Genomic DNA, 23,641 nt, shown 5'->3' on the forward strand with positions numbered 1-23,641 from the left:
CAACGGACTCGGCAACCGTTCGTCCTGCGATCCTATCCCGCCCGGCATTTTCCCGACTTGCGGTTGCGCAGATCCGGCCTACATTGGTTGAAGCAATCCGCAGTCATTTGCTTATTACCTTTATTTCCATTTTTTGATTCAAGAGGTCCGATGGTTTTGCCGTTTACGCATATAGCATCGCAGCGTTAGACGGACTGCCACCCGAGCGGCCCCGCTGCGACGCGCTTCCTCTCTGGAGCCTGTCATGAAGCATCGCCTGTTCGCCGCCTCGTTCGCCCTGGCTGCCACGCTTCTGGCCTCGTCCTCGTCCTTTGCCGGCGGCACGTCCGGCATCATTCATTTCTCCGGCATGATCGTCGAGCCGCCCTGCTCGTTCGCACTCGACACGGCCGATATCGCCCGTCCGCACGTGCGCCCCGACTGCCCGCGTCCTGCGAGCGGACAAGTCGCGTTCGTCGACGCGGCCAGCCTGCGCACGATCAAGACCACGACCTTTACTCAGGCCTCGCGCGCAATCGTTTTACCTGACCGTCCGGGCAGCGATCATGCCCCGATGATCGCCGTCGTGACCTACCAGTAGAGCCCGCTGCCGCACGCCCGTCGCCGAGGTCGCGCGTCAGTCGCGATGGCGCGCGATCCAGTCGCTGAACGCACGGATCTTCTGCTGGCTGCCGAGGTTTTCGGGGTAGACGAAGAAGTAGCGCGCGCCCGTCTCGAGCACGATGTCGAACGGCCGTTCGAGCCGGCGTGCGCTGACGTCGTCGTCGACGAGCGTCACGTCGCCGATCGCAATGCCGAAGCCCTGCATCGCCGCATTCGTCGCGAGATCGAGCGTGTCGAACGTCGGCCCGCGCGCGGGATCGACGCTGCGCTCGCCCGCGTGATCGAGCCATGCACGCCAGTCGCGATGGTCGCGCGTCGGATGCAGCAGCGTATGACGCGCGAGATCGCCGAGCGCGTCGAGCGGCGCCGCCTGACGTAGCTCGGGCGCGCAGACGGCTGTCAGCCGCTCGTCGAACAGCGGCAGCGCGACGACGCCCGGGCCCGGCGACGTCCCGTAGACGATCGCCGCATCGAACGGCTCGGTCGAGAAATCGACGACGTGCTGCCACGTGGTCGTGATCTGCACATGCAGATCGGGATGCTCGCCCTGGAAGCGCATGATGCGCGGCAGCATCCAGCGCATCACGCAGGTCGGCACCTTCAGCGCGAGATCGGTACGCTGTCGCGTCAGCCGCATCGAGATGTCCTCGATCCGCGCGAAGCTCTCGTTCACGACCGGCAGCAGTTGCTCGCCCTCCGCCGTCAGCGTGAGCCCCTTCGCATGTCGCTTGAACAGCGGAAATCCGTAATGCGCCTCGAGCGTCTGGATCTGCCGGCTCACCGCGCCCTGCGTGATGCACAGCTGCTCGGCCGCACGCGTGAAGCTGCGGTGGCGAGCCACCGTCGAGAAGATCTGCAGCGCGTGCAGGGGCGGAAGTCGGCGCATGGCGAACGGGATACAGGGAAACGGCGCGGAAGGACCGCGCGCCGACGCCGGCGCGCGCTGACCGACACGATAAGCCAAACGCCGGCTTTGCGCGAGACGCCGGGCGCTCAGGCCGTCGCGGCCAGTGCACCCGCCGCGATGCGCGCTGCCGATGCGACGACGTCCGCGCGAACCGCCGCATCGGCCTGCTGCTGCGTGAACGACACGGCCATCACGATCGGCGCACGCGACGGCGGCCACAGCACCGCGATATCGGTCGTCGTGCCGTAGCCGCCCGTGCCGGCCTTGTCAGCGACGCGCCAGCCCGGCGGCACCCCCGCCGCGATGCCGGTCGCGCCGCGCGCGCCGCCGGCCATCCATTCCGTCAGTTGCGTGCGCTGCGGCTCTTGCAGTGTCTTGCCGAGCAGCAGCCGCTGCAGCGTGTCGACCATCGCGACCGGCGTCGACGTGTCGCGTTCGTCGCCGGGCGCGGCCTGGTTCAGTTCGGGTTCCCAGCGATCGAGGCGGAACGTCGTATCGCCGCTCTCGCGCGCGAACGCCGTGACGGCCTGCGGGCCGCCGAGCACGCCCATCAGCAGGTTGCCCGCGCCCTTGTCGCCCGCTTGCAGCATCGCCTCGCACAGCTGCGCGATCGTCAGGCCCGTGTCGACGTGGCTTTCCGTGACCGGTGAGCCCGCCACGATTTCATAACGGCGGTAGAGGATGCGGCGCGGCAGCAGCGACGCGTCGAGCGAACCGCGCGCGAGCATCGCGGCGGCCGCCATGACCGCATACGTGCCGCACAGCGGGAAGCGTTCGCGCGCGTGATGAGCGAGGCGCACGCCGTTCGACGTATCGAGCGCGGCGACGCCGAGCCGCCCGTTCGACGCCTTTTCGAGCGCGGCCAGTTCGGCCTGGGCGGCATGGGCGCGCCCCTGGTCGGCGACCGGTGCGGACGTGCAGGCGGCGACGAACGGCGCGGCAACGGCGGCAAGCAACAGCGAGCGGCGTGTCGGAGAGTGTTCCATGGATAAGATGTGTTCGGTCGGAAACGGTGGCACGAAGCAACACGGGCGCGCATCGGCGAAGCGCCCCCGTTCACGCCGACGGCCGGCCCGCGACGGCCTTCGCCGCGCATCCCCGAAAGACGCCCGTCGGCCCCGCATGAAGCGCGGGACGCGCATGAACAGACCCTAGCGTAGCAGCGACCGCCGCCACGTTCCAGCAAAACGGCCCTGCGTCACCCTTGCGACGACGGCAGGTACGGCATCGGATTCACCGGCTTGCCGTCGCGCCGCACCTCGAACAGCAGCGCGACGCGCGAGTTGTCGAGGTCGCCCATCTCGGCGATCTCGTCGCCCTGGCGCACGATGTCGCCCGTCTTCACGAGCAGCTTGCGGTTGTGCGCATAGGCAGTCAGGAAATCCGCGTTGTGCTGGACGATGATCAGGCTGCCGTAATCGTTCAGGCCGGTGCCCGCGTACATCACGCGGCCGTCGGCCGCGGCGCGGACCGGGTCGCCCGGCCGGCCGGCGATCTGGATGCCGCGGTTCTGCCCCGGCCGGAAGCCGTCGACGATCTTGCCGTTGGCCGGCCACTTGAGCGCGACGCCGCCCGCATGACGCTTCGTTTCCTTGACGACCTGGCGATCGTTCGTGCTCGATGCGGTGGTCTGTGAAGCGGCCTGGCTACCTGCGGCCCCATTGCCCGCGGCAGTTTGCGTGCCGGCCGCGCCGGCCGGCGGCAGCGGCTGCTGCTTGACGATGCGCAGCACCTGCCCCATCCGCAGCCTGCCGTTCGGGGCCAGCTTGTTCCAGGTGCGCAGGTCGGCCACGCTGCAGTTGTTCGCTGACGCGATGCCCGTCAGCGAATCCCCGCGCTTCACGACGTACTTCTGCGCGACGAGAATCGGCGCCGGCGGCATTGCGTTTGCCGACGGCGCAGCAGGCTGGCTCGAATCAGGCGGCTGTCCCGCCAGCGTATCGCTCGGCGGAACGGACTGCGTGCTTGCACAACCGGCCATGACGAGCACGGCGGCCAGGCCCGACAGCCGCGCCGCATTGCGGTAAATCTCGCGCGTTTTCATGGACGATCCGACTCCGGTTTGACAATCTTTCAAGCATCTCAAAAACGGATCGGCCGACGTGTAACCGGATGCAAACAATGATGACAAACGATCACGAACCGGATGCCGGCCGGCATTCGATACCGGTAATACGGTCCGATTCAGAAAAACTTGATGGTTTTTTTGCAAGAAGGCGGAAGAATTTTCGTCGCTTAAAACTATGACAAGTTTGTTTCAATAGGCGCGAGGCCGCACTCAACGCAACCATCCGACGAATTCGGAACAGGCCCACGCGACGCCGATGCACAGGAACAGCAGATGCAGCGCGATCTTGAACGACACGCCCCACGACGAATCGATCTGCATGACGGGCTCCCCGGTTGATGTGCGTCCATGATCGGCCATCGATCGCGCCCCTGAAATGCGGAACCGGCGAATCGGGTCTCAGGCTGCGCCTGAGACCCGGGCGGCGGTTCCTGCTAACTTATCGGCCATTCCACCGCCATCGCCCCCTGCCCATCATGCGCTTCGACCTGACCGACCTGCGGCTCTTCCTGAACATCTGCGAAGCCGGCACGATCACGAGCGGCGCCGAGCGCACGCACATCACGCTGCAGGCCGCGAGCGAACGCATTCGCGGCATGGAAGACGAGCTCGGCGTGCCGCTGCTGCACCGGACCAAATCCGGCGCGCAGGCAACCGACGCGGGCCGCGCGCTCGAACACCACGCGCGCACCGTGCTGCAGCAGATCGACCACATGCGCGGTGAACTGCAGCAATACGGCCAGGGGCTGCGCGGCCATATCCGGCTGCTGTGCAACACGGCGTCGCTGAGCGAATACCTGCCCGACGCACTGGCCGACTACCTGCCGCACCATCCGAAGCTGTCGATCAGCGTCGAGGAGCGCTCGAGCCAGGAGATCGTGCATGCGCTCCGCAACAAGACGGCCGAGATCGGCATCGTCGCCGATTCGGTCGGGCTCGGCGGGCTCGAACAGAAGCCGTTCCGCGCGGACTGGCTGATCGTCGTCGTCCCGGCCACGCATCCGCTCGCGGCGCACGACACCGTCGCGTTCGACGACATCGCCGGCGAAGACTTCATCGGCCTCACCGACGGCAGCGCATTGCAGGTGCATCTCGCCGATCAGGCCCGCGCGCTCGGCAGGCGGATCCGATACCGCGTGCAGTTGAAGAGCTTCGACGCGATTTGCCGCGTGATCGCGAGCGGCGTGGGCATCGGCATCGTGTCGCGGCATGCGGCCGAGCGCGCGATGCAGACGATGGACGTGCGGCTCGTCGAGCTGTCCGATGCGTGGAGCCACCGGAAACTGACGCTCTGTGCGCGGTCGTTCGATACGCTGCCGAAGTACACGCGGGAATTCGTCGCGTTCTTGTCCGGCGAGACAACGTCGCCGTAACGCGCGCCGCATCGTCGATACACGGAGACCTGACCATGACCGAAACCGATCTCGCCACCCGCTATCGCGCGTATATCGATTGCCTGAACCGGCAGGACTGGGCGGCGCTCGGCGAGTATGTCTCCGACGACGTGATCCACAACGACCGGCCGCTCGGCCTCGCCGGTTATCGCGCGATGCTGGAACAGGACTACCGCGACATTCCCGATCTCCGCTTCGAGATCCGGCTGCTCGTATGCGAGGCGCCGCGCGTCGCATGCCGGCTGCGCTTCGCCTGTTCGCCGAAGGGAACGTTCATGGGGCTCGCCGTCGATGGCCGGAAGGTCGGGTTCGCCGAGAACGTGTTCTACGCGTTTCACGAAGGCAAGATCCGTCAGGTCTGGTCGGTGATCGACAAGGCGGCGATCGAGGCACAGCTTTAGCCCCGTCGCAGCGACCGCTTGCCGGCCCGGACCGGCGCACCGATATCCGGCCTGATACGGCCTGATCCTTATGGATAACGTTTTCTCTCGTCATCCTTCGAAAGCGCGCCGCCAATCAGTCTTGCTGCCTGCCGCAGCTGCACCCGCATCCCGCGCGATGCCATCTCATTCATTGAGAGAATTCCGCGCGATTTCCGTGCAATCTTGATCCGCATACCCGTTTCACCATTCCCACTATCCGGGTTTTCACCGGCGCATCCGGCGTGAAAGTTCGTTGACATCACGTCGCTCGATGCCTAAATTTGGAAAACGTTTTCCAATGCTTCAGCGCGACGCCGGCCACGGCCCGTGCAGGGGGAACGCTTGCCCGCTCGAGTTGTGATTCAGGCCGTCCGCCTTCAGGGATCAGGGTTGCAAGGCGGAGGTCAGGTACGGGCATCGAGCGCGGCAACGGCCACATCCGCCCGTCCTTCATCACTATTCGAAACTGGAGACACAATGCATCCGCGCAGCAGATTCGCGCTCGGCGCCGCGTTCAGCGCCCTTTCCGTCCTGTTCGTCAGCGCATGCGGCGGCAACGACGTGACCGACACGCCGGCGGCGTCGCCTTCGTCGTCCGCACCGGCGACGCCCACGCTCGCGTCGAATTCGCTGCAGGCGCTCGTCTACGGTGCGCCCGACACCAGCGTGCCGGCCGGCACCGGCATTCCGGTCACGATGATGGGCCAGATGCGCGCGCTGTTCGACCTGATCCGGAAATCGCCCGACTTCACGCAGGTCGTGATGGATCTCGGCGACGGCACGCCCGTCCACGTGCTCGATACGAATACCGGCGACAAATTCCTGCCCGGCAAGCTCGCGCTCGGCCTGTCGTACATCCTGATCGACATGAAGTCGAAGAACGACCCGCAATACGCAAGCTACCTCGCGACGTACCAGACGATCACGACCGCGATGATGGCGCAGTCGGGCAGCAACTATACGTATGCGAACACGTCGTGGGGCGAGTACTACTATCTCGTCGCACTGAACAACCTGAAGGCGCACGGGATGCTCAACGAAGTCTTCAGCGACGCGATGCTCGCGACGCTGCAGCAGCGCCTGACCTTCTGCGACATGTTCGGCCCCGATGCGAGCGGCAAGACCAGTACGTGCCCGGCCGCCGGCACGCCGATCGATATCGCATCGCTCAACACTGCGCAGAATTACTATGCGGTGTCCTACGGAATTGCCGGGCTGCGCCAGAAGCTCGGCTGGAGCAGCCCGTCGTTCGCCTCGAAGACCGATCCGTCCGTGGCGACGATGGGCGCGCGCGACGCGCTGCTGTACACGCTGACGAACCACATCCGCAACGATTCGTCGGGCGGCTTCTCCGACGAAGCGTCGAACACGCACACGACCTACTACGACCAGGCGCGCTTCGACCGCTACAGCACGCTGCTGATCGGCGAGGTGGTCGAGCGCACGTTCGAGATGGACAACGTGGCGAACCTCACGCCCGAACTGAAAGGCTATCTGCGCAAGTCGGTGGACCTGATCCTGCCGCAGTTGAACGCCAACGGCCAGGGCTTCAACTACGGCCGCTCGATCGGCCCGTACGGCGATTCCGCGTTCATGGAAGTGCTGACGGCCGCCGCCAACGCGGGGGTGCTGACCGACCAGGAGAAGCAGGTTGCGTATGCGTTCATCTACCAGGCCGCGCATCGTTTCGACACGTACTGGTACGACCCGTCGCTGCCGACGCCGTCGGTGAACATGTGGGTCAAGGGCCGCGGCACCGACGCGTATCGCGGCAAGCCGCGCGTGATGGGCGAGAACTTCAGCCTGCTGCACCAGTACCTGTACGTGAATGCGTGGTGGAACAAGCTCGGCTTCGGCGGCAAGGCGCCGATGGCCGATGCGGACTACGGCGCATGGCTCGACGCGCTGCCGCGCTACACGCTCACCTGGTACAACCAGCCGACCGATGCCGCGCACCCGTACAGCGCGGCGCTGCTCACCGTGCGCGACGGCCGGCGCGTGATCAACCTGAACCTGAGCCAGGCGCCCGACTACAACTCGTTCACGCCGTACTACCCGGTGCCGTTCTCCGACAAGCTGATCTACGGCACGACCGACCTCGGCTACGCGCTGCTGGTGCCGCAGGTCACGTACAACGCGAAGAGCTACATTCCCGTCACGTACTACAAGAACCTGAGCGTGCAGCAAAGCAACGGCCAGGTGGTCGTGTCGTTCGATACGACGAAGTTCCGCCTCGCCTCGAAGAATGCGGCCTACACGACGGATCTCGACCTGCAGGTACACACGGTGCTGACCTTCGCGCACGGCGCGGTCACACGCAGCGATACGCTGAGTTCGGGCACGCTCACGGGCAACCTCGCGGTCGAGACGGACTTCACGTCGTTCGCGGATTTCGCGTCGACGCAGGCCAACGGCGACGGCGTATCGGTCACCTATGCGAACAGCCCCGCGACCGGCTATGCGGCGTCCGGGTTCGACACCTGCGCACTGTCCGCCTTCGACACGGCGAACGGCACGACGAACCCGCTGTCGACGACGCCGATCGGCCAGCTGCATTCGAACTTCGCGTGCACGACGAAGCCGTTCGCACTCGGCGCGGGCGCGACGCGTACGGTCGGGTGGACGCTGAAGTACGCCGATCCGGCCTGAGCCGTGTGATCCACGCCGTGTGAACGCGCCCGAAGCCGGTTGCCGAAACCGGCTTCGGGCGCTTCACAACCCGGCAGGCGTCACACTCGCCCGGAATACCCGTTCACAGCCACCCCGAAACCGCCATATACGCGCCGAGCGCCATCAGCCCGACGAAGAAGCAGCGCTTGAACGCCTTCTCGCTCATCACGCGCCGCGCATACTGGCCGCCCACCATCCCGGCCAGCGCCGGCACGAGCGCGAGCGCCGACACGCCGAGATCGACCGTCTGCAGCGCGCCCGTCACGCGCAGTTGCAAACCGAGCACGATCGTCGACGCGGTGAACGACAGCCCAAGCGCCTGGATCAGGTCGTCCTTCGACAGCCGCAGCGCCTGCAGGTACGGCACGGCCGGCACGACGAACACGCCGGTCGCGGCCGTCACGACACCCGTCAGGTAGCCGACCACGGCCGACAGCCATTTTTCATGGCGCCCCGGCGCGGGCAGCCGCGCGGCAGCGAGCCCCCACAGCCCGTACAGGATCAGCACCACGCCGAGCGCCGCGTGCGTCCAGGAACTGCCGGCCGCGAGCGCGGGCAACCCGCCCGTCAGCGTCCCGATCGTGAGACCGGCGAGCAGCGGCCACAGCCGGCGCAGCAGCGGGCCGAACGACGGGCCGAGCCACAACTGCCACACGTTGGTGATGAACGACGGTACGAGCAGCAGGCTCGCCGCGGCCGACGGCGGCATCGCGAGCGTCAGCAGCCCCATCGCGATCGTCGGCAGCCCGAGCCCGATCATGCCCTTGACCGCGCCGGCCAGCAGGAAAACCAGCACGATGATCGTCAGCGTATGAATTTGCATGGAGGCGGCTCCATCCGGTTGAGTACGGCGCCGATGGTGCCGCCCCGCCATGCTGCCCGCCATCTGGCTTTGCCTGATGCTGGCTAGGGCCCGCCGGACGGGCCTGTCAGGCCCGTCGATCCGGCCCCGTGAATCACCCCCGTCCCTGCTCGCTGTCGAGGTGCGCCATTTGAGCAGCCGGATAGCGCTCGCCGGCAGCCGCCCCGGCGGGCACCGCCGCTTCGATGCGGGCGAGATCATTGACCGTTAGTTGCAACTTAGTCGCCAGCAAACCATCCTGCAGTTGCGTGCGCTTGCGCGCGCCGACCAGCGGCACGATGTCGGCGCCGCGCGACAGCGCCCACGCGATCGCGACCTGCGCCGGATTGCTGCCCTTCTCGTCGGCGATCGTGCGCAGCGCATCGACGAGCGCGAGGTTGTGCTCGAGGTTCTCGCCCTGGAAGCGCGGGCTCGCCGCGCGGAAATCGCGCTCGCCCTGCCGTGCCGCGCTCCAGCGCCCGCCGAGCAGCCCGCGCGACAGCACGCCGTAGGCCGTGACGCCGATGCCGAGCGCGCGACAGGTCGGCAGGATGTCGGCTTCGATCCCGCGCGACAGCAGCGAATACTCGATCTGCAAGTCGGCGATCGGTGCGACGGCCGCCGCGCGGCGGATCGTGTCGGCGCTGGCTTCGGACAGCCCGACATGGCGCACGTATCCGGCCTTCACGAGATCGGCGATCGCGCCGACCGTGTCCTCGATCGGCACGGCCGGATCGACGCGCGACGGCCGGTAGATGTCGATGTAGTCGGTGCCGAGCCGCTTCAGCGAATACGCGACGAAGTTCCGGATCGCGTCGGGCCGCGCGTCATAGCCGGCAAACCCGCCGGCCGGATCGCGCAGCGCGCCGAATTTCACGCTGATCAGCACCTGGTCGCGTGCCCGGCCGCGCAGCGCGTCGCGGATCAGCATCTCGTTGTCGCCCATCCCGTAGAAATCGCCGGTGTCGAGCATCGTGATGCCGTGGTCGAGCGCCGCATGCAGCGTCGCGATGCTTTCGTCGCGGTCGGCCGGCCCGTAGAAGTCCGACATTCCCATGCAGCCGAGTGCGATGGCCGAAACCTGCGGGCCGGTGCGGCCCAGTTGACGCGTGTCCATGTCCGTTTCCTTCGAGTGGTGAGTGGATGGAGCGGATTCTGGTCGCTTTGCCGCGCGCGATAAACGCGAAACGTTCCACCAAACCATTCGACGCTGATTAACAATGGAGACTGTCTTCCATCACTGCCAAGGTTCTCGCCCGCATGGATCATCTGCAAGCAATGCGCATCTTCGCTCGCGTCGCCCATCTCGGCAGCTTCACGAAGGCGGCCGAGCAACTGCAACTCCCCCGTCCGACCGTCAGCAACGCGGTCCAGTATCTGGAAAAGCACCTGAAGATCCGCCTGCTGCAACGCACGACGCGGCGCGTCGCGCTGACCGCCGAAGGCGCGACCTACTACGAGCGCTGCGTACGACTGCTCGCCGATCTCGACGATGTGGAAACGCTGTTCGAGGACGCCGGCACGTCGCCGCGCGGCGTGATCCGCGTCGACCTGCCCGAGCGTTTCGCGCTGAACCAGGTGATCCCGGCGCTACCGGATTTCCATGCGCGCTACCCCGACCTGCGCGTCGTGATCAGCACGACCGACCGCTTCGTCGATCTCGTCGCCGACGGCATCGACTGCGCGGTGCGGGTCGGCGTGCTGTCCGATACGTCGCTCGTCGCGCGGCGCGTCGGCGAGATGGCCCAGATCAACTGCGCGTCGCCCGCGTACCTGGCGCGCCACGGCACGCCGCGCTCGCCGGACGAGTTGCCGGACCACGTCGCGGTCGGCTATTTCTCGAGCCGCACGGGCCGCGAGCTGGACTGGGAATATGCGGACATGGATTCGGGCGACGTGCACACGGTGAAGATGCACAGCGTCGTGTCGGTCAACAGCTCGCAGGCGTATCTCGCGTGCTGCGTCGCGGGCCTCGGGCTGATCCAGGCGCCGCGCGACGGGCTCGCGCCGCTGCTCGCCGACGGCGCGCTGGTCGAGGTGCTGCCGGAATGGAATGCGGGGCCGCTGCCCGTATCGGTGGTGTTCCCGACCGGCCGGCACCTGGCGCCGCGCGTGCGGATCTTCGTGGACTGGCTCGCGGAAACGCTCGGCGGCATGCACCGGGCGGACTGACGCGGACCGGTGCCGGGGCGCCCGGCCCCGGCCACCGGCCGGTCGAAACGATCAGAACTTGTGGCGGATCGCGGCGCGCACCGCGAACTGGTTCGACGACGCCGACGGGCCGTCCGTCCCGACGACGTAGCCGCCGTCGGCCGCCGTGCCCGTCTTGTCGCCGGCCACCTTCTGCCACGCGCCCTGCAGGTACACGTCGGTGCGCTTCGACAGGCTGTAGTCGGCCATCAGGCCGACCGTGTGGTACTTCGGTTTGAACGAGCCGGCCGCGGCATCGAACTTGCCGTCCGTGTACACGTACTGCGCGCCGAGATAGAAATCGGGCGTGAGCTGGTACTTGCCGTTGATCTCGAAGTTCTGGAACTTGGTCGCGGTCAGCCCGAGGCCGGCGAACGTCGACGCCGGCAGGTAGACGGTCGACACCGGGTTCTTCACGTCCGTCTTCGTGTAGACGAAGCCGACCGTCGCCGGGCCGAACGTATAGTTCACGCCGCCGCCGAAGATGCGCAGGCGATCGGCGACGAAGTTCGCGTCGTCGGCCGAGATCGCGCCCGCGCTGCCGACGCCCGGGTTGTTCGCCTGCAGGTATGCAGCGGCGACCTGCAGCCCGGCCAGCGAATACTGCGCGCCGATGCTGTACTGGCGGTTGTTCGAGAAGCCCGTGCTGTTGCTGAAGCTGTACGTGCCGCCGAACGTCAGGCCGTTCCAGTCGGGGCTCGCGTACTTGACCGTGTTGTTGACGCGGAACGAGTTGTCCGTGTTGTCGTTGTCGAACGGGTGCGAGAACAGCGTGCCGCCCCAGTTGCCGTTCGCGGTCAGCGGCGCGAGATAGTCGACGACGGAGTCGTACTGGCGGCCGAACGTCAGCGTGCCGAAGCGCGACTGGCTCAGCCCGACGAACGCCTGGCGGCCGAACATGCGGCCACCCTGGCCGAGCCGGCCGTTGTTCACGTCGAAACCGTTTTCCAGCGTGAAGATCGCCTTCAGTCCGCCGCCGAGATCCTCGCTGCCCTTCAGGCCCCAGCGGCTGCCCTGCGCATAACCGCTCGCGAGCTGGTAATTCGTCTTTCCGACCCCATTGACGTTGACGTTGTTCGTGTAATTGAAGCCTTCGTCGATCAGGCCGTACAGCGTCACGCTGTTCTGGGCAAAGGCCGGCGCGGCGAAGGCAGCGAGCGCGGCGGCAAAAATGACGTGCTTCTTCATGACGGATCTCCGGAGCCGAGGGCCGGGCAGGCCGAGCGCCCGGCGAATGTTTGGTCTGTTCTATGTGTGGCCCGCAGGGCGGACGACGCGGTGTGCGGCCGCGTGAGGACAAAATGGTGTCACGTCGGAAACCGTCCGTCCATCGGGGGTTGATCACCGCGCGCAAAGCGTTGCGCTCGTCCAACTGCTCCGTTGCGCCGACAGCCTGACCGGGCTTATCGGCAGCGGCGGGCCGGCCCGCCATCCGCGTAAACCCGGCCGGTGTCGCATCGGTGGCACAATGCGCATCCGTTCGCCATTTCTTCACGAAGTCATGCTTCACCCCGATTCATGCGCGGCATGGGCCGGCCGCGCCCGCGGCCCGCGCCGGGACGCGATCCGATGACCGCGCCTGCCCGGGCCGGCCGCTACGCCGAACTCGATTTCTTCCGCGGCCTCGTGCTGCTCGTCATCGTCGTCGACCACATCGGCGGCAGCATCCTGTCGCGCGTGACGCTGCACGCGTATGCGCTGTGCGATGCGGCCGAGGTGTTCGTGTTCCTCGGCGGCTTCGCGACCGCCATCGCGTACAACTCGCTCGCCGAGCGGCACGACGAGGCCGCCGCGCGCCAGCGCTTCATCCGGCGCGCGTTCGAGATCTATCGCGCATTCCTCGTGACGGCCGGCCTGATGCTGCTGATCACGGCCGCGCTGAACGCGTTCGCGATCGACGGCCCGAACATGCCGACCAACGATCTCGACGGCCTGCTCCACAAGCCGCTCGCCGCGCTGCGCGACATCCTGTTGTTCCGCCGCCAGCCGTATCTCGCGTCGGTGCTGCCGATGTACGCGTTCTTCGCGCTGCTCGTCCCGCTCGCCTTGCCGCTCGCACGCACGCAGCCGTGGCTGATGCTCGCGTTCAGCGGGTCGCTGTGGTACGCGGCGCCGCACGTCGCGCGCTTCCTGCCGACCGTCGAAGGCGCGCCGTGGGACTTCAATCCGTTCGCGTGGCAGTTCCTGTTCGTGCTCGGCGTGATCGCGCGCTGCCAGCCCGTCTACCAGACGCTCGCACCCAAGCCGCAAGGCTGGCTGCTGACGGCCGTGTCGCTCGCGATCGTCGCGGCCGGCGCGTACTACCGGCTGCGCATCGAGCCGTTCCCGACCGATCCGTCGATCAAGCAGAACCTCGGCGCGCTGCGGCTCGTGAACTTCCTCGCGATCGCGTGGCTCGCCGCCAAGCTCGTGCACCTCGGCTGGATGAAGAAGGTCGCGCACGCGATGCCGTGGATCGGCACGATCGGCCGGCAGGGGCTGCTGTGCTTCGTCGCGGGCACCGGCATCTCGCTCGCGGTCGATTCGCTGCTCTACCAGGCGACCGAAGGCTATCTCAACGTGCCGCTCGGCCTCACCGCCGACGTCGTCGCGATGGGCCTGCTGTACCTCGTGGCCAAACTCTACGGGCCGCTCGTCGCGCGGCTGCCGTTCCGTTCGCGGCGATGATGCGCCGCACCGTCACGCGCCGCTGCTACGATAGCCGGCGCCTCTCCTGAAACGCTTCGCCATGCGCCGACTCACCCTTCCGTTCGCCATCGCCCTGATCGCCGGCTCCATCGCCGCGGCCCGCGCCACGCCGGCCGCGCCGCCGGTCCAGCCCGCGCCGCCGCCGGCCGTGCAGACCGCGACGACGCCGTCGTCGATCCAGGAACCGCCGGTCAATCCGGGCAGCAGCGTCGTGCTGCGCACGTTCCGGTCGGCCTCGCTGAAGCGCGACTGGTCGTATACGGTCTACCTGCCACCCGGCTACAACCCGGAAGGCGCGCGCTACCCGGTGATGTACCTGCTGCACGGCAATGCCGGCAACGCGAACGACTGGGTCACGCAGGGCCGGCTGCAGGCGACCGCCGATACGCTGATCGAGCGCCGCGAGATTCCGCCCGTCGTGATCGTGATGCCGCAGGGTGGCACCGACTGGTACGTCGACCGCAAGGAGAAGATGCAGAGCGCGTTCCTCAACGACCTGCTGCCCGAGGTCGAGGCGCACTTCGCGGTGTCGAACCAGCGAGCGGGCCGTGCGATCGGCGGCGTGTCGATGGGTGGCTTCGGCGCGCTGCGCTTCTCGCTGCTCGAACCGGGGCTGTTCTGCGGCGCGATGCTGCTGAGCCCCGCGATCTATGCGAACGAGCCGCCGCTCAATTCGGCCGCGCGCTACGTCGGCGTGTTCGGCGACCGGCAGTTCGACTCGCGCGTGTGGCACGAACTCAACTACCCGGCGCTGCTGCGCGGTTATTTCGCGCGCAGCTGGCGCGTGCCGATGTTCATCGCGGCCGGCGACGACGACCTGACGATCCAGGCCGAATCGAGCGTGCTGTACACGCACCTGCGCCGCGCGCAGAACCCGGCCGAGCTGCGCATCGTCGACGGCGGGCATACGTGGGACGTGTGGCGCGGGCTGCTCGGGCAGGGGTTGAAGTACGCGCTCGAGTGCGTGAAGTGACGGCAGGCGGGCGTTGCGCCGCCCGTTTTCGTCTGGCGGGCCGCTCACCGGCCGGTAGCCGTCGAGCGGCATGCGCGCCGATACGCTGCCCGCGTCACGCAGGCACGCAGGCCGCCATCAAAGCCACGTCCCGCCCTGCCGCTCGCTCGGCGCCTCGTTGAGCGCATCGAAGTCGTGGATCCAGTCCAGGTGATGCAGCACGCTGTCGCGTTCGGCCAGACGCGCGTTGCGCGCCTGCGCAGCCGGCCCGTCGGGCAGGTGCAGCACGTCGGCCGCTGAAATCGACGCGTACTGCACCTTGCGCGTGCGGCCGCGACGCAGCCGCTCGTACGCTTCCTGCGCTTCACGCCAATTCCCCGGCCCTGCCTTCGCGAGTTGCGCCGCCAGCACCACCGCATCCTCGATCGACTGGTTCGCCCCCTGCCCATGGTGCGGCACCAGCGCGTGCGCGGCATCGCCGATCAGCGTCACACGCCCGCGGCTCCAGCGGCCGAGCGGCGGACGGTGGAACAGCCCCCAGCGCTGGCTGACCGGCACCGCGGTGATCATCTGCACCACGGCCGGATGCCAGCCCCCGAACGCGCGCAGTTGCTCGCCCTCCTCGGCCGGCATGACCCAGTCGCGCGACGGCCACGGTGACGGATGCCGCTCGACCAGCAGGAAATTCTGGTCGCCGTTGTCGCCGATCGGATAGTGCAGCAGATGCCCGTGCGGCCCGACCCAGAACTGGATCGTCTCAGGATCGGGCAGCAAATCCATGCGCGCGGCCGGCACCACGCCGCGAAAACCCGAACAGCCCGAGTACAGCGCATCGTCGTAGCCGAGCATCCAGCGTCGCGTGATCGAACGCGCGCCGTCCGCGCCGATCACGAGATCGGCTTCGATGCGTGCGCCGTTGTCGAACGACAGCGTGACGCGCTCGGGATGCTGCGCGAGATCGACCAGCCGATGGCCGAGATGGATGCGTTCGAGGCCGACCGCCTTCGACAGCACGGCCTGCAAATCCGCGCGATGCACGCCCCAGTACGCGCCGCCGAATTGCCGGCGGTAATCGGGAGTGCCGCGATGATGGCCGATCACCGCGCCGCTGCGCCCGTCGCGATAGACGAGACCCGGGATGTCCGCGCATACCGCATCGAAGGCCGCGCGCAGACCCATGCGTTCGTAGAAGCGCGTCGCATTGGCCGACAGCGCGACGGCCGCGCCGACTTCGCGCAATTCATGGGTCTGCTCGTAGAGTTGGGCGTCGATGCCGTGCTCGCGCAACGCGAGCGCGAGGGTCAGGCCGCCGATGCCGGCGCCGACGATCGCAATCTTCAGGTTCGTCTGCATGATGAAGATGTCTCCGATATTCCTATGTGGGGTCTGCGACTTGCGCAGCGGTCATGTCGAATGCATGCGCCGTATCGGTATTTTCAGGAGTGGACTTTCATCCCGCAATAAAATGAAATGAATCTGCTTCATCACCAAATGCAATGAACTGGGCCATGCGAAACCGATGGAACTGAGCGAGATCGACCTCAACCTGCTGCTGCTTTTCCAGCGGCTGATGCAGGAGCGGCGCGTGTCGAGCGTCGCCGAACAGATGAACATGAGCCAGCCGGGCGTCAGCAACGCGCTCGCGAAGCTGCGCCGCCGGCTCGGCGATCCGCTGTTCGTGCGCGGGCCGGGTGGTGTCGTGCCGACGCCGTTCGCGCTGCGTCTCGCGGAACCCGTGTCGCATGCGCTCGCGACGCTGCATGCCGCGCTGAATCCCGAGACCGGTTTCGATCCGTTGCGCGCCACGCGGACGCTGACCATCGGCATGACCGACATCGGCGAAGTCGTGTTCCTGCCCGCGCTGCTCGAACACCTGTCGCACGCGGCACCGGGCATCGCGCTCAATACCGTGCGCGACACGAGCGTCAACCTCAGCGACGAAATGGCCGACGGCCGCGTCGATCTCGCGATCGGCCTGCTGCCGCAGCTCAAGGGCGGGTTCTATCAGCGCCGGCTGTTCGATCAGCGCTATGTGTGCCTGTTCCGGCGCGGGCACCCGCTCGAGGACGCGCCGCTGACGGTCGACGCGTGGTGCGACGCCGAGCATCTGGTGGTGGTGTCGGCCGGCACCGGTCACGGGCAGGTGGACGAATGGCTGAAGCGGCGCCGCGTGAAGCGCCAGGTACGGCTGACGGTGCCGCATTTCATGAGCGTGGGCTACATCCTGCAGCGCACCGACCTGATCGCGACGGTGCCCGAGCACCTCGCGCTGCAACTCGCCGCGCCGTTCTCGCTCGGCTGGCGCGCGTTGCCCGTCACGCTGCCCGGTGCGCCGATCCATATGCTGTGGCACACGCGGGTCAATCAGGACGAAGGGAACCGGTGGCTGCGCGACGTGGTGGTCGATCTGTTTGCGGAAACGGGCGCGCACGCGAAGAAGCGTTCGCCTGGCCGGAAGAAATAGCTGCGGTTATCGCGCGGCCGGGTGCGCTTGCGATGTCGCTTGAATCCGTATGCCGCGCATTTCGTCTACATTGCCGAAGTGGCGATGACACCGGTCGTCGCCCGCATCACCCGTCACTCAACCAGCAGGAAATCAAGCCATGTCTGTCTCGAAGCAATTCGCAGCCGTCACGGGCGCCGGCTCCGGCATCGGTCGTGCAGCGGCCATCGCGCTCGCTGCCGCGGGCTTCACCGTCGCGCTGCTCGGGCGCAACGCGGCATCGCTGCGCGAAACGCAGGATGCGATCCACGCCGCCGGCGGCGATGCGCAGGTGTTTCCCGCCGACGTGACCGACGAAGCATCGGTCGACCACGCGTTCGCGCAGATCGCGCAGCAGTTCGGCCGGCTGGACGTCCTGTTCAACAATGCCGGGCGCAACGCCCCCGCCGTTTCGCTCGACGAATACGACTTCGACGTGTGGAACAGCGTCGTCGCGACGAACCTGACCGGCGTCTTTCTGTGCGCGCGGGCCGCGTGGCGCCTGATGAAAGCGCAAACGCCGCAGGGCGGCCGCATCATCAACAACGGCTCGATCTCGGCACACGCGCCGCGCCCCGATACGATCGCGTACACCGCCACCAAGCACGCGGTGACCGGGATCACCAAATCGCTGGCGCTCGACGGCCGCCGCTACAACATCGCGTGCGGCCAGATCGACATCGGCAACGCGGCCACGGCGCTGACGGACCGGATGACGCAAGGTGTCCCGCAAGCGGATGGCAGCCTGGCACCCGAGGCGCGCATGGACGTCGCGCATGTCGCGAACGCGATCGTCCAGATGGCGAACCTGCCGCTGGACACGAACATCCTCACCATGACGATCATGGCGACCGCCATGCCGTTCGTCGGTCGCGGATAAACCGGCGCTGGGGCCCGCGCCGGAAGATGTCGCCAGGCCCCTGGCGCGATGCCTCCCGGCGCTCGACTCGCTGCGCCGCTCAGGCCAGCGACTGCGTACGCTTCCGGACTTCGCGCTGGTCGATGCCCAGCCGCGCGGCAAGCCAGTCGCAGATGAACTCCTGCCCGAGCGTCGGATTGTCGACCTGGCAGTGCGCGGCGCCCGTTTCATCCGGATCGAACAGCCGCAGCGTCGCGTCGACACCCTGCGCCTTCGCATAGTCGTAGGTATCGGTTGCCGTCTTCAGGCCGAGCCAGTCCTCGGTGCCCTGCAGCACCAGGTACGGCACCGAGATTCGATCGATCACGCCGGCGAGACGGAAATCCCGCGCCTTGTCGACCACATCCTGCGGCGTCGCGCAGCCGAACACCCATTTCAGGTGCCGCCAGATGAGCCGCTCCGGCGTCTCGAGCCAGCTCGCGAACAGTGCCCCCATGTCGAACATCACCGAATCCGAAACCGCCGCGACGATGCGCTTCTCGAACGACGCCGCGCGCGCCGCATAGACGCCGCCGACGCTTGCGCCATACAGTGCGATCCGGCCGGCATCGACGTCGCGGCGCGTCAGCAGGTAATCGACGCACGCGCCGACCGGCACTTCGGTATCGGGCCGGTTGACGATGCCCTGCCGGCGCAGCGTGCCGCCCTGCCCCGGCAGATCGACCAGCAGCAGCGACATGCCGCGCGTGAGCGCGTGCTTGGGCATCTCGTGGAGCAGTTCGTCCTTGTACTCGTCGAGCCCGCCGAACGCAATCACGGCCGGCGAACGCACGCCGTCGCCCGCGCACGGGATGAAATACGCGTCGAGATCCGCGCCACCCTCGTACGGGATCCGCACGATCTCGCCGGCCGGCGTCAGCCCTTCGAGATAGCGATGCGAACAGCGTTCGACGCTGTCGAACGTGTCGCACCGCCGCGCGTCGTCATGCGCGAGGTAGAACTCCGACGACCGGTAGTAGTTGGCCGCGCGCAGCCAGTTGCTGCTCGCGGTGCGCAGGAAGCCGCGCTCGAATGCGTCGAGCGCGCGCTGCTCGCTGGCCCTCGCGAGGAGTTGCCATTCGCGATACCAGCTCTCCGTGTCACCGGGCGTCATCCGCGCCGCCGCGCGAAAGCACTCGCTGATCAGGCTCGCACCTTCCTGCGCACCGCCGAGCGTGCGCGCGAACTGGAAACTCAACTCCGGCTCGCCGGGCCATTGCACCCAGCCTTCCGCGCGATACGCGCCATTCATCCGGTCGTCTTGCAGATTCATGTCAGCCTCTCCGAAATTACCGATACGTAAATTTCTGGTCATGCCGATGCGCTACCGCTTGTGCCTCCATTCATCATGCGTGCAGCATCGCGCGCCGACAGCCGGGACGAGATGCGTTGCGTTCAGTTCTCGAATTTACATATACGTAAATACAGGAACCGAAAAAACGAGGCATCGAAGATGCCCCGCTTTCGTCACGTCAACACGCTGGAAGTGTACGCCTCGATGCCGGCCAGCGACAAGCCTCGCACATTTGATCGGCCGGGTTCGTGCCGATGCGGTATATTTTTATTACGTATCAGTAAAATCATTCTCCCCGGTGAACGTCAATGAGCAAGAAATCCCGCGTCGCGTCGCTCCTGTCGGCACTGCCGCTCAAGCCTCAGCGTCGCGAGCACCTGCAGGTTCCCGCCGACCAGATCGGGCAACGGCTGCGCGCGCTGCGCCAGTCGCGCGACCTCACGCTGAACGAGGCCAGCCGGCTGACCGGCGTGCCCGCGGCGACGTTTTCGCGCATCGAGACCAACAAGATGTCGCCGACCTTCGGCGTGCTGCACCGGATCATCGAAGGGATGGGCTTCGACTGGCGCGACGTGCTGACCCACCACCCGCGCCATCGGGCTTCGCTGAGCGTTTGCCACGCGGGAGACATCGTCACGACGCGGATTGCGAACATCCCGTACACATACGCGCTGCTGCATCGCGACAGTTCAGCCGGGATGATCACGCTGCGCATGCAGGTCGACGCGCGCACCGTGGACGAAGCCGGCGGGCTCGCCGGTCATGAGGGCGACGAGTTCTGCTATGTGCTGTCGGGCGAACTGGCGCTGCATTTCGAGCACGGCGAGCCGACACGGTTGCGTGCCGGGGAAAGCGCGTTGTTCTCTTCGCACCGGCCGCATGCGTACGTGGCGCCGTCGCCGGACGGCGCGACGCTGCTCGTCGTGCTGACGCCGCCGGGCCACACGCCGCAGCAGCCCGCATCGCCTTAGCTCACCCCTGCAACGCACGGTCCACGCCCACCCGGTTCCGTCATCGCCTTTTGGCTTTCTTTCCAAAGGCCGGTGGCTTGCATATGACGAACTGACGGCGGTCCTTGCCCCGGATCCAGAGCGGCGCGTTACCGCGCCCGCTCCACTCCTTGCCGCTCGCCGGATCGCGATAGCGCGCCGGCAACGCTTTCACGATGTACGAGCCACGGCGGCCGTTGCGGCCGACCAGGTCGCGATGCTTGATCGCATAGGTGTCCATCAACGAGTGAACCTTCTCGATCGCATCGATGCGTTCGCGCTCGCGGGCGCGCTCGATTTCCTCGTCCAGTTCGGACAGCTCCACAACGAGCTGCGCATAGGTCTTGCTCACGCTCATCTTCCGCTTCCTGCCACGCATCCACATGCAAATCGACATGATTCGCATGACTAACCGACTGTTTCATCACGACGCACGAGGCCGGCATACCTGATCGACCGGCGACGCGCTCTGCGCATCGGCGGCGCGACTATCCCTGGCGCACCGGCACCGCATCGACGCCCCCGCACCGGCACGATCGTCCGCCTGGTCCCCGCCCACTGCGGACATTCGGGTGCACAATCGTGCCCGGCGTTTCAAATATCAACTGATATCTGGAATGCGATCGTAATGATTTCCATCTCAAATATCAACTGATATCCTTCCGGCCATGATCACGGCACCCCTTCCCCCGCGGCTGACCCGCGAAGAAAGTCGACTGCAGACCCGCGCGCATTTGCTTGCCGCGGCGAAGCGGCTGTTCGTCGATCGCGGTTTCGGCGCGACGTCCCTCAGGGATATCGCGGCCGAGGCCGGCTACACGCAGGGCGCGTTCTATTCGAATTTCGCGAGCAAGGAAGCGTTGTTCGTCGAACTGATGCAGTCGCGCTCGATGGCGCAAGTGGCAGACGTCGCCCGGGCGCTGAGCGACCCGTCCGCGTCCGGGAACGACATACTGGATGCGCTGGAAGTGTGGTCGCGGACCGTCGATGCCGAGCCCGAGTGGTCGGTGCTGGGCGTCGAATTCAAGCTTCACGGGCGTCGCAATCCCGATTTTGCGAAGGCGGTGCAGGCATTACTGGATGCCCACCGCGATGGTCTTGCCTGTTGCATCGAACAGATTTTTGCCCGGTTCGGGAAAGTGCCGCCCGAGTCGCCGACCGTCCTGGCCGTGTCGTTCATGGGGCTCTCGCAAGGGTTGTCGCTGCACGAGTCGATCCTGTCGGAGGTGCCGATCGGGCACATGATCATGGTGTTCCTGCGCAGCCTGCTGGCGTCGGCCGAGCCCGTGCGTTCATCTGCGAGGCCACGGGCGCAAAAAAATTGACCGGCTCCGCGATGGAACCGGATGGTGCGTGATGCGGCGGCACGATGCGGCGCCGCATGCCAATGCGCGGCGTTACGCCCGCACGATATCTTCGGCACAACGGTCGACCGTTTCGTCGCGATACTGTTTACCGGATGAAAAATGACCGACGTACCTTACTTCTCGCAGTGGGAATCGAGGATGCTGATCGACAAGTTTCTGTCCGGCGCGCTGCGTTCGGAAGACGATCCGCTCTGGCGCGAGTCGGGCGCCCGCAGCCCCGAAGAGTACGCGCAATGGAGCCCGCACATCTGCGGCATCGCATGCCTGAAGATGCTGCTCGCGCAGCGTACGAAGCGCGTGTTCCCGTTGCTCGAACTGGTCCACGACGCCGTGACCTTCGGCGTCTACCGCCCTGAACTGGGCGATGGCGGCAAACGCCTGCTGTACCGACCGTTCGTGCAATGGCTCGGCGAGCGTTTCCAGATGCGAGGCAGCGTCGTCGAGCATACGGAATCGGCGGTCCTTGAAGCAAGGCTACGCGACGGACACAGGCTGATGGCGTCGGTCCATCCGGGAATCCGGCATCGGGATGTCGAGCCGCCGGCGCGTGGCGGCCATCTGGTGCTCGTGCTTGGCGTCGACGCACAATCCGGCGACTGGATCTTTCATAACCCGTCAGGATTTGAACGGGACACGCAGGAAAACGTGACGATGCGGCGCGAAACCTTCGATCGCTACTTTGCCAATCGAGGAATCCTGATCGCCCCACCGGACTGAATGCCCTCACACATCCGGATCCGGAATCCGCGCCGACTGAATCACGACCAGCGTATCCCCCGCCTCGATCCTGCACGGCGGATCCTCGTAGAACGAATAGATCTTCCCGCAGCGATCGAGCCCGACCACGATCGCACCCGGCACGACGTTCGTCAGGCACCCGATCTCCTGCGGCAACGCTTCGCGCTCCAGCAGCGTCGCACGCCCGCGCGTCGACAGCATGTCGTTCACGAATGGCACGATATAGCGGCTGTGCACCGCATCCGCGAGCAGCAGCGCGCCGATCTTCGTCGACGACACGATCACGTCCGCGCCGGCCTGCCGCAGTTGCCGCTGGTACAGGTTTTCCTGGATCCGCACGACGATCTTCGTATCGGGCGCGATGCTGCGCACCGACAGCGTCAGCAGGATCGCGGTCGGATCGTCGGTCACCGAAATGATCACGGCCTTCGCCGCGCGCACCTGCGCCTGCTGCAGCAGATCCTCATGCGCAGGATCGCCAAGCAATCCCGTCACGCCGAGCGACGTCGCGGCCTCGAGCGCCTGCTGCTGCGAATCGATCACGATGACCGTCGCGGGATCGACGCCGCTTTCCAGCAACTCGCGCACCGCGATCGACCCCGACAGGCCATAACCGCACACGACGATGTGATCGGACAACTGCTTCTGCAGGCGCTTCATGCGGAATTCCTCGATAACGCGCTGGATCACGAACTGATACGCCGTGCCCAGGAAAATGAACCAGATGACGATACGGATCGGCACGATGAAGAACGCATCGAGCAGGCGTGCCCGCGCGGTGACCGGCACGATGTCGCCGTAGCCGACCGTCGCGACGGTGACCATCGTGAAATAGACGAGATCGGCGACGGTCATCGGCGTGCTCTTGGTCGAATCGCGCAGGCCGTCGCGATCGAGATACAGCACGATGAACGCGAGCGTGCACAGCAGCACGACCGCGCCGATGCGGAACAGCAGCGTGCGCCGCGGCGACGTCGCGGGACGCGTGAACAGCGTGCGCGTACGCGGCGCCTGCCACGGATTGCGGGCACGACGCAGGCGTAAGCGCAACGAGCGGCGCTGGTCGGATGGCGAAGCCAACGGGGAGTCTCCTGAAGAATGCGGGCTCGATTTTACGACGGGAACGCGCGCGCCCGGC

The 23,641-nt window shown here is 66.6% G+C and carries 23 protein-coding genes; 12 read left to right on the forward strand and 11 right to left on the reverse strand.

Going from position 1 to position 23,641, the window contains the following annotated elements; translation table 11 throughout:
* Positions 1 to 244 precede the first annotated feature (244 nt).
* Positions 245 to 580 carry a type 1 fimbrial protein gene (locus BLA15945_RS01035; protein ID WP_059240235.1) on the forward strand — a complete coding sequence of 112 codons (336 nt, stop codon included), beginning with the start codon at positions 245 to 247 and terminating at the stop codon, positions 578 to 580.
* Positions 581 to 616: 36 nt separating this feature from the next.
* Here the strand turns inward: BLA15945_RS01035 and BLA15945_RS01040 are convergent, their stop codons facing one another.
* The 3 genes from BLA15945_RS01040 to BLA15945_RS01050 all read right to left on the reverse strand — a co-directional run bounded on the left by BLA15945_RS01040 (position 617) and on the right by BLA15945_RS01050 (position 3,554).
* Positions 617 to 1,489, reverse strand: a complete 873-nt coding sequence (locus tag BLA15945_RS01040; protein WP_059240232.1) for a LysR substrate-binding domain-containing protein — start codon at positions 1,487 to 1,489, stop codon at positions 617 to 619.
* A 107-nt stretch (positions 1,490 to 1,596) separates the two neighbouring features.
* The gene (gene bla / locus BLA15945_RS01045; RefSeq protein WP_174991248.1) at positions 1,597 to 2,496 is read right to left on the reverse strand and encodes a class A beta-lactamase; all 900 of its coding nucleotides are present in this window, start codon (positions 2,494 to 2,496) and stop codon (positions 1,597 to 1,599) included.
* Positions 2,497 to 2,708: 212 nt separating this feature from the next.
* The gene (locus BLA15945_RS01050; RefSeq protein WP_174991249.1) at positions 2,709 to 3,554 is read right to left on the reverse strand and encodes a peptidoglycan DD-metalloendopeptidase family protein; all 846 of its coding nucleotides are present in this window, start codon (positions 3,552 to 3,554) and stop codon (positions 2,709 to 2,711) included.
* Positions 3,555 to 4,054: 500 nt separating this feature from the next.
* Between BLA15945_RS01050 and BLA15945_RS01055 the strand changes: the two genes are divergently transcribed.
* The gene (locus BLA15945_RS01055) at positions 4,055 to 4,951 is read left to right on the forward strand and encodes a LysR substrate-binding domain-containing protein (protein WP_174991250.1); all 897 of its coding nucleotides are present in this window, start codon (positions 4,055 to 4,057) and stop codon (positions 4,949 to 4,951) included.
* 35 nt (positions 4,952 to 4,986) lie between these two features.
* The gene (locus BLA15945_RS01060) at positions 4,987 to 5,373 is read left to right on the forward strand and encodes an ester cyclase (protein WP_174991251.1); all 387 of its coding nucleotides are present in this window, start codon (positions 4,987 to 4,989) and stop codon (positions 5,371 to 5,373) included.
* A 68-nt stretch (positions 5,374 to 5,441) separates the two neighbouring features.
* On the opposite strand, the gene BLA15945_RS01065 is transcribed toward BLA15945_RS01060, so the two are convergent.
* On the reverse strand, positions 5,442 to 5,654 hold the full coding sequence (locus tag BLA15945_RS01065; protein ID WP_174991252.1) for a hypothetical protein: 213 nt from the start codon (positions 5,652 to 5,654) through the stop codon (positions 5,442 to 5,444).
* A gap of 217 nt (positions 5,655 to 5,871) precedes the next feature.
* On the opposite strand from BLA15945_RS01065, the gene BLA15945_RS01070 reads away from it, so the two are divergent.
* Positions 5,872 to 8,043, forward strand: a complete 2,172-nt coding sequence (locus BLA15945_RS01070; RefSeq protein WP_174991253.1) for a hypothetical protein — start codon at positions 5,872 to 5,874, stop codon at positions 8,041 to 8,043.
* 103 nt (positions 8,044 to 8,146) lie between these two features.
* Here BLA15945_RS01070 and BLA15945_RS01075 read toward each other — a convergent pair whose 3' ends face one another.
* Positions 8,147 to 8,887: a sulfite exporter TauE/SafE family protein gene (locus BLA15945_RS01075; protein WP_174991254.1), complete on the reverse strand. Its 741-nt coding sequence runs from the start codon at positions 8,885 to 8,887 to the stop codon at positions 8,147 to 8,149.
* Positions 8,888 to 9,020: 133 nt separating this feature from the next.
* Entirely contained in the window at positions 9,021 to 10,022 is a 1,002-nt protein-coding gene (locus BLA15945_RS01080; RefSeq protein ID WP_174991255.1) for an aldo/keto reductase, read from the reverse strand.
* 143 nt (positions 10,023 to 10,165) lie between these two features.
* Between BLA15945_RS01080 and BLA15945_RS01085 the strand changes: the two genes are divergently transcribed.
* Positions 10,166 to 11,077: a LysR family transcriptional regulator gene (locus BLA15945_RS01085; RefSeq protein ID WP_059240213.1), complete on the forward strand. Its 912-nt coding sequence runs from the start codon at positions 10,166 to 10,168 to the stop codon at positions 11,075 to 11,077.
* A 51-nt stretch (positions 11,078 to 11,128) separates the two neighbouring features.
* On the opposite strand, the gene BLA15945_RS01090 is transcribed toward BLA15945_RS01085, so the two are convergent.
* Positions 11,129 to 12,283 (reverse strand): porin, encoded by a 1,155-nt coding sequence (locus BLA15945_RS01090; RefSeq protein WP_059240211.1) that lies wholly within the window; start codon positions 12,281 to 12,283, stop codon positions 11,129 to 11,131.
* A gap of 381 nt (positions 12,284 to 12,664) precedes the next feature.
* Between BLA15945_RS01090 and BLA15945_RS01095 the strand changes: the two genes are divergently transcribed.
* Complete coding sequence (locus BLA15945_RS01095; RefSeq protein WP_059240968.1) at positions 12,665 to 13,762, forward strand: OpgC domain-containing protein; 1,098 nt, start codon at positions 12,665 to 12,667, stop codon at positions 13,760 to 13,762.
* 61 nt (positions 13,763 to 13,823) lie between these two features.
* Entirely contained in the window at positions 13,824 to 14,756 is a 933-nt protein-coding gene (locus tag BLA15945_RS01100) for an alpha/beta hydrolase (RefSeq protein WP_174991256.1), read from the forward strand.
* A 117-nt stretch (positions 14,757 to 14,873) separates the two neighbouring features.
* On the opposite strand, the gene BLA15945_RS01105 is transcribed toward BLA15945_RS01100, so the two are convergent.
* A complete protein-coding gene (locus tag BLA15945_RS01105) occupies positions 14,874 to 16,088 on the reverse strand; it encodes an FAD-dependent monooxygenase (protein WP_174991257.1) in 1,215 nt (404 codons plus the stop codon).
* 166 nt (positions 16,089 to 16,254) lie between these two features.
* Between BLA15945_RS01105 and BLA15945_RS01110 the strand changes: the two genes are divergently transcribed.
* Together BLA15945_RS01110 and BLA15945_RS01115 are read left to right on the forward strand one after the other, a co-directional pair.
* Positions 16,255 to 17,199, forward strand: coding sequence for a LysR family transcriptional regulator (locus BLA15945_RS01110; protein ID WP_059240205.1), 945 nt, complete (start codon positions 16,255 to 16,257; stop codon positions 17,197 to 17,199).
* A gap of 139 nt (positions 17,200 to 17,338) precedes the next feature.
* Positions 17,339 to 18,097, forward strand: coding sequence for an SDR family oxidoreductase (locus BLA15945_RS01115; protein ID WP_059240202.1), 759 nt, complete (start codon positions 17,339 to 17,341; stop codon positions 18,095 to 18,097).
* Between the two features lie 79 nt (positions 18,098 to 18,176).
* On the opposite strand, the gene BLA15945_RS01120 is transcribed toward BLA15945_RS01115, so the two are convergent.
* A complete protein-coding gene (locus BLA15945_RS01120) occupies positions 18,177 to 19,388 on the reverse strand; it encodes an alpha/beta hydrolase family protein (protein ID WP_174991258.1) in 1,212 nt (403 codons plus the stop codon).
* A gap of 329 nt (positions 19,389 to 19,717) precedes the next feature.
* Between BLA15945_RS01120 and BLA15945_RS01125 the strand changes: the two genes are divergently transcribed.
* Positions 19,718 to 20,380, forward strand: a complete 663-nt coding sequence (locus BLA15945_RS01125; protein ID WP_174991259.1) for a helix-turn-helix domain-containing protein — start codon at positions 19,718 to 19,720, stop codon at positions 20,378 to 20,380.
* 40 nt (positions 20,381 to 20,420) lie between these two features.
* On the opposite strand, the gene BLA15945_RS01130 is transcribed toward BLA15945_RS01125, so the two are convergent.
* Complete coding sequence (locus BLA15945_RS01130; RefSeq protein ID WP_226196366.1) at positions 20,421 to 20,756, reverse strand: H-NS histone family protein; 336 nt, start codon at positions 20,754 to 20,756, stop codon at positions 20,421 to 20,423.
* A 310-nt stretch (positions 20,757 to 21,066) separates the two neighbouring features.
* On the opposite strand from BLA15945_RS01130, the gene BLA15945_RS01135 reads away from it, so the two are divergent.
* Positions 21,067 to 21,723, forward strand: a complete 657-nt coding sequence (locus tag BLA15945_RS01135; RefSeq protein ID WP_174991260.1) for a TetR/AcrR family transcriptional regulator — start codon at positions 21,067 to 21,069, stop codon at positions 21,721 to 21,723.
* A 141-nt stretch (positions 21,724 to 21,864) separates the two neighbouring features.
* The gene (locus BLA15945_RS01140; RefSeq protein ID WP_059240192.1) at positions 21,865 to 22,482 is read left to right on the forward strand and encodes a cysteine peptidase family C39 domain-containing protein; all 618 of its coding nucleotides are present in this window, start codon (positions 21,865 to 21,867) and stop codon (positions 22,480 to 22,482) included.
* A gap of 6 nt (positions 22,483 to 22,488) precedes the next feature.
* Here BLA15945_RS01140 and BLA15945_RS01145 read toward each other — a convergent pair whose 3' ends face one another.
* Positions 22,489 to 23,583 carry a potassium channel family protein gene (locus tag BLA15945_RS01145; RefSeq protein ID WP_059240190.1) on the reverse strand — a complete coding sequence of 365 codons (1,095 nt, stop codon included), beginning with the start codon at positions 23,581 to 23,583 and terminating at the stop codon, positions 22,489 to 22,491.
* Positions 23,584 to 23,641: the final 58 nt, after the last annotated feature.

Origin of the sequence: Burkholderia arboris (genome assembly GCF_902499125.1) — a bacterium.
GTDB classification, from domain to species: Bacteria; Pseudomonadota; Gammaproteobacteria; order Burkholderiales; family Burkholderiaceae; genus Burkholderia; species Burkholderia arboris.

Excerpts from the sequence above, each read along its gene's own strand:
- BLA15945_RS01035 (WP_059240235.1), top strand. The coding sequence starts at position 245 with ATGAAGCATCGCCTGTTCGCCGCCTCGTTCGCCCTGGCTGCCACGCTT.
- BLA15945_RS01040 (WP_059240232.1), bottom strand. The coding sequence starts at position 1,489 with ATGCGCCGACTTCCGCCCCTGCACGCGCTGCAGATCTTCTCGACGGTG.
- bla (WP_174991248.1), bottom strand. The coding sequence starts at position 2,496 with ATGGAACACTCTCCGACACGCCGCTCGCTGTTGCTTGCCGCCGTTGCC.
- BLA15945_RS01050 (WP_174991249.1), bottom strand. The coding sequence starts at position 3,554 with ATGAAAACGCGCGAGATTTACCGCAATGCGGCGCGGCTGTCGGGCCTG.
- BLA15945_RS01055 (WP_174991250.1), top strand. The coding sequence starts at position 4,055 with ATGCGCTTCGACCTGACCGACCTGCGGCTCTTCCTGAACATCTGCGAA.
- BLA15945_RS01060 (WP_174991251.1), top strand. The coding sequence starts at position 4,987 with ATGACCGAAACCGATCTCGCCACCCGCTATCGCGCGTATATCGATTGC.
- BLA15945_RS01065 (WP_174991252.1), bottom strand. The coding sequence starts at position 5,654 with ATGTCAACGAACTTTCACGCCGGATGCGCCGGTGAAAACCCGGATAGT.
- BLA15945_RS01070 (WP_174991253.1), top strand. The coding sequence starts at position 5,872 with ATGCATCCGCGCAGCAGATTCGCGCTCGGCGCCGCGTTCAGCGCCCTT.
- BLA15945_RS01075 (WP_174991254.1), bottom strand. The coding sequence starts at position 8,887 with ATGCAAATTCATACGCTGACGATCATCGTGCTGGTTTTCCTGCTGGCC.
- BLA15945_RS01080 (WP_174991255.1), bottom strand. The coding sequence starts at position 10,022 with ATGGACACGCGTCAACTGGGCCGCACCGGCCCGCAGGTTTCGGCCATC.
- BLA15945_RS01085 (WP_059240213.1), top strand. The coding sequence starts at position 10,166 with ATGGATCATCTGCAAGCAATGCGCATCTTCGCTCGCGTCGCCCATCTC.
- BLA15945_RS01090 (WP_059240211.1), bottom strand. The coding sequence starts at position 12,283 with ATGAAGAAGCACGTCATTTTTGCCGCCGCGCTCGCTGCCTTCGCCGCG.
- BLA15945_RS01095 (WP_059240968.1), top strand. The coding sequence starts at position 12,665 with ATGACCGCGCCTGCCCGGGCCGGCCGCTACGCCGAACTCGATTTCTTC.
- BLA15945_RS01100 (WP_174991256.1), top strand. The coding sequence starts at position 13,824 with ATGCGCCGACTCACCCTTCCGTTCGCCATCGCCCTGATCGCCGGCTCC.
- BLA15945_RS01105 (WP_174991257.1), bottom strand. The coding sequence starts at position 16,088 with ATGCAGACGAACCTGAAGATTGCGATCGTCGGCGCCGGCATCGGCGGC.
- BLA15945_RS01110 (WP_059240205.1), top strand. The coding sequence starts at position 16,255 with ATGGAACTGAGCGAGATCGACCTCAACCTGCTGCTGCTTTTCCAGCGG.
- BLA15945_RS01115 (WP_059240202.1), top strand. The coding sequence starts at position 17,339 with ATGTCTGTCTCGAAGCAATTCGCAGCCGTCACGGGCGCCGGCTCCGGC.
- BLA15945_RS01120 (WP_174991258.1), bottom strand. The coding sequence starts at position 19,388 with ATGAATCTGCAAGACGACCGGATGAATGGCGCGTATCGCGCGGAAGGC.
- BLA15945_RS01125 (WP_174991259.1), top strand. The coding sequence starts at position 19,718 with ATGAGCAAGAAATCCCGCGTCGCGTCGCTCCTGTCGGCACTGCCGCTC.
- BLA15945_RS01130 (WP_226196366.1), bottom strand. The coding sequence starts at position 20,756 with ATGAGCGTGAGCAAGACCTATGCGCAGCTCGTTGTGGAGCTGTCCGAA.
- BLA15945_RS01135 (WP_174991260.1), top strand. The coding sequence starts at position 21,067 with ATGATCACGGCACCCCTTCCCCCGCGGCTGACCCGCGAAGAAAGTCGA.
- BLA15945_RS01140 (WP_059240192.1), top strand. The coding sequence starts at position 21,865 with ATGACCGACGTACCTTACTTCTCGCAGTGGGAATCGAGGATGCTGATC.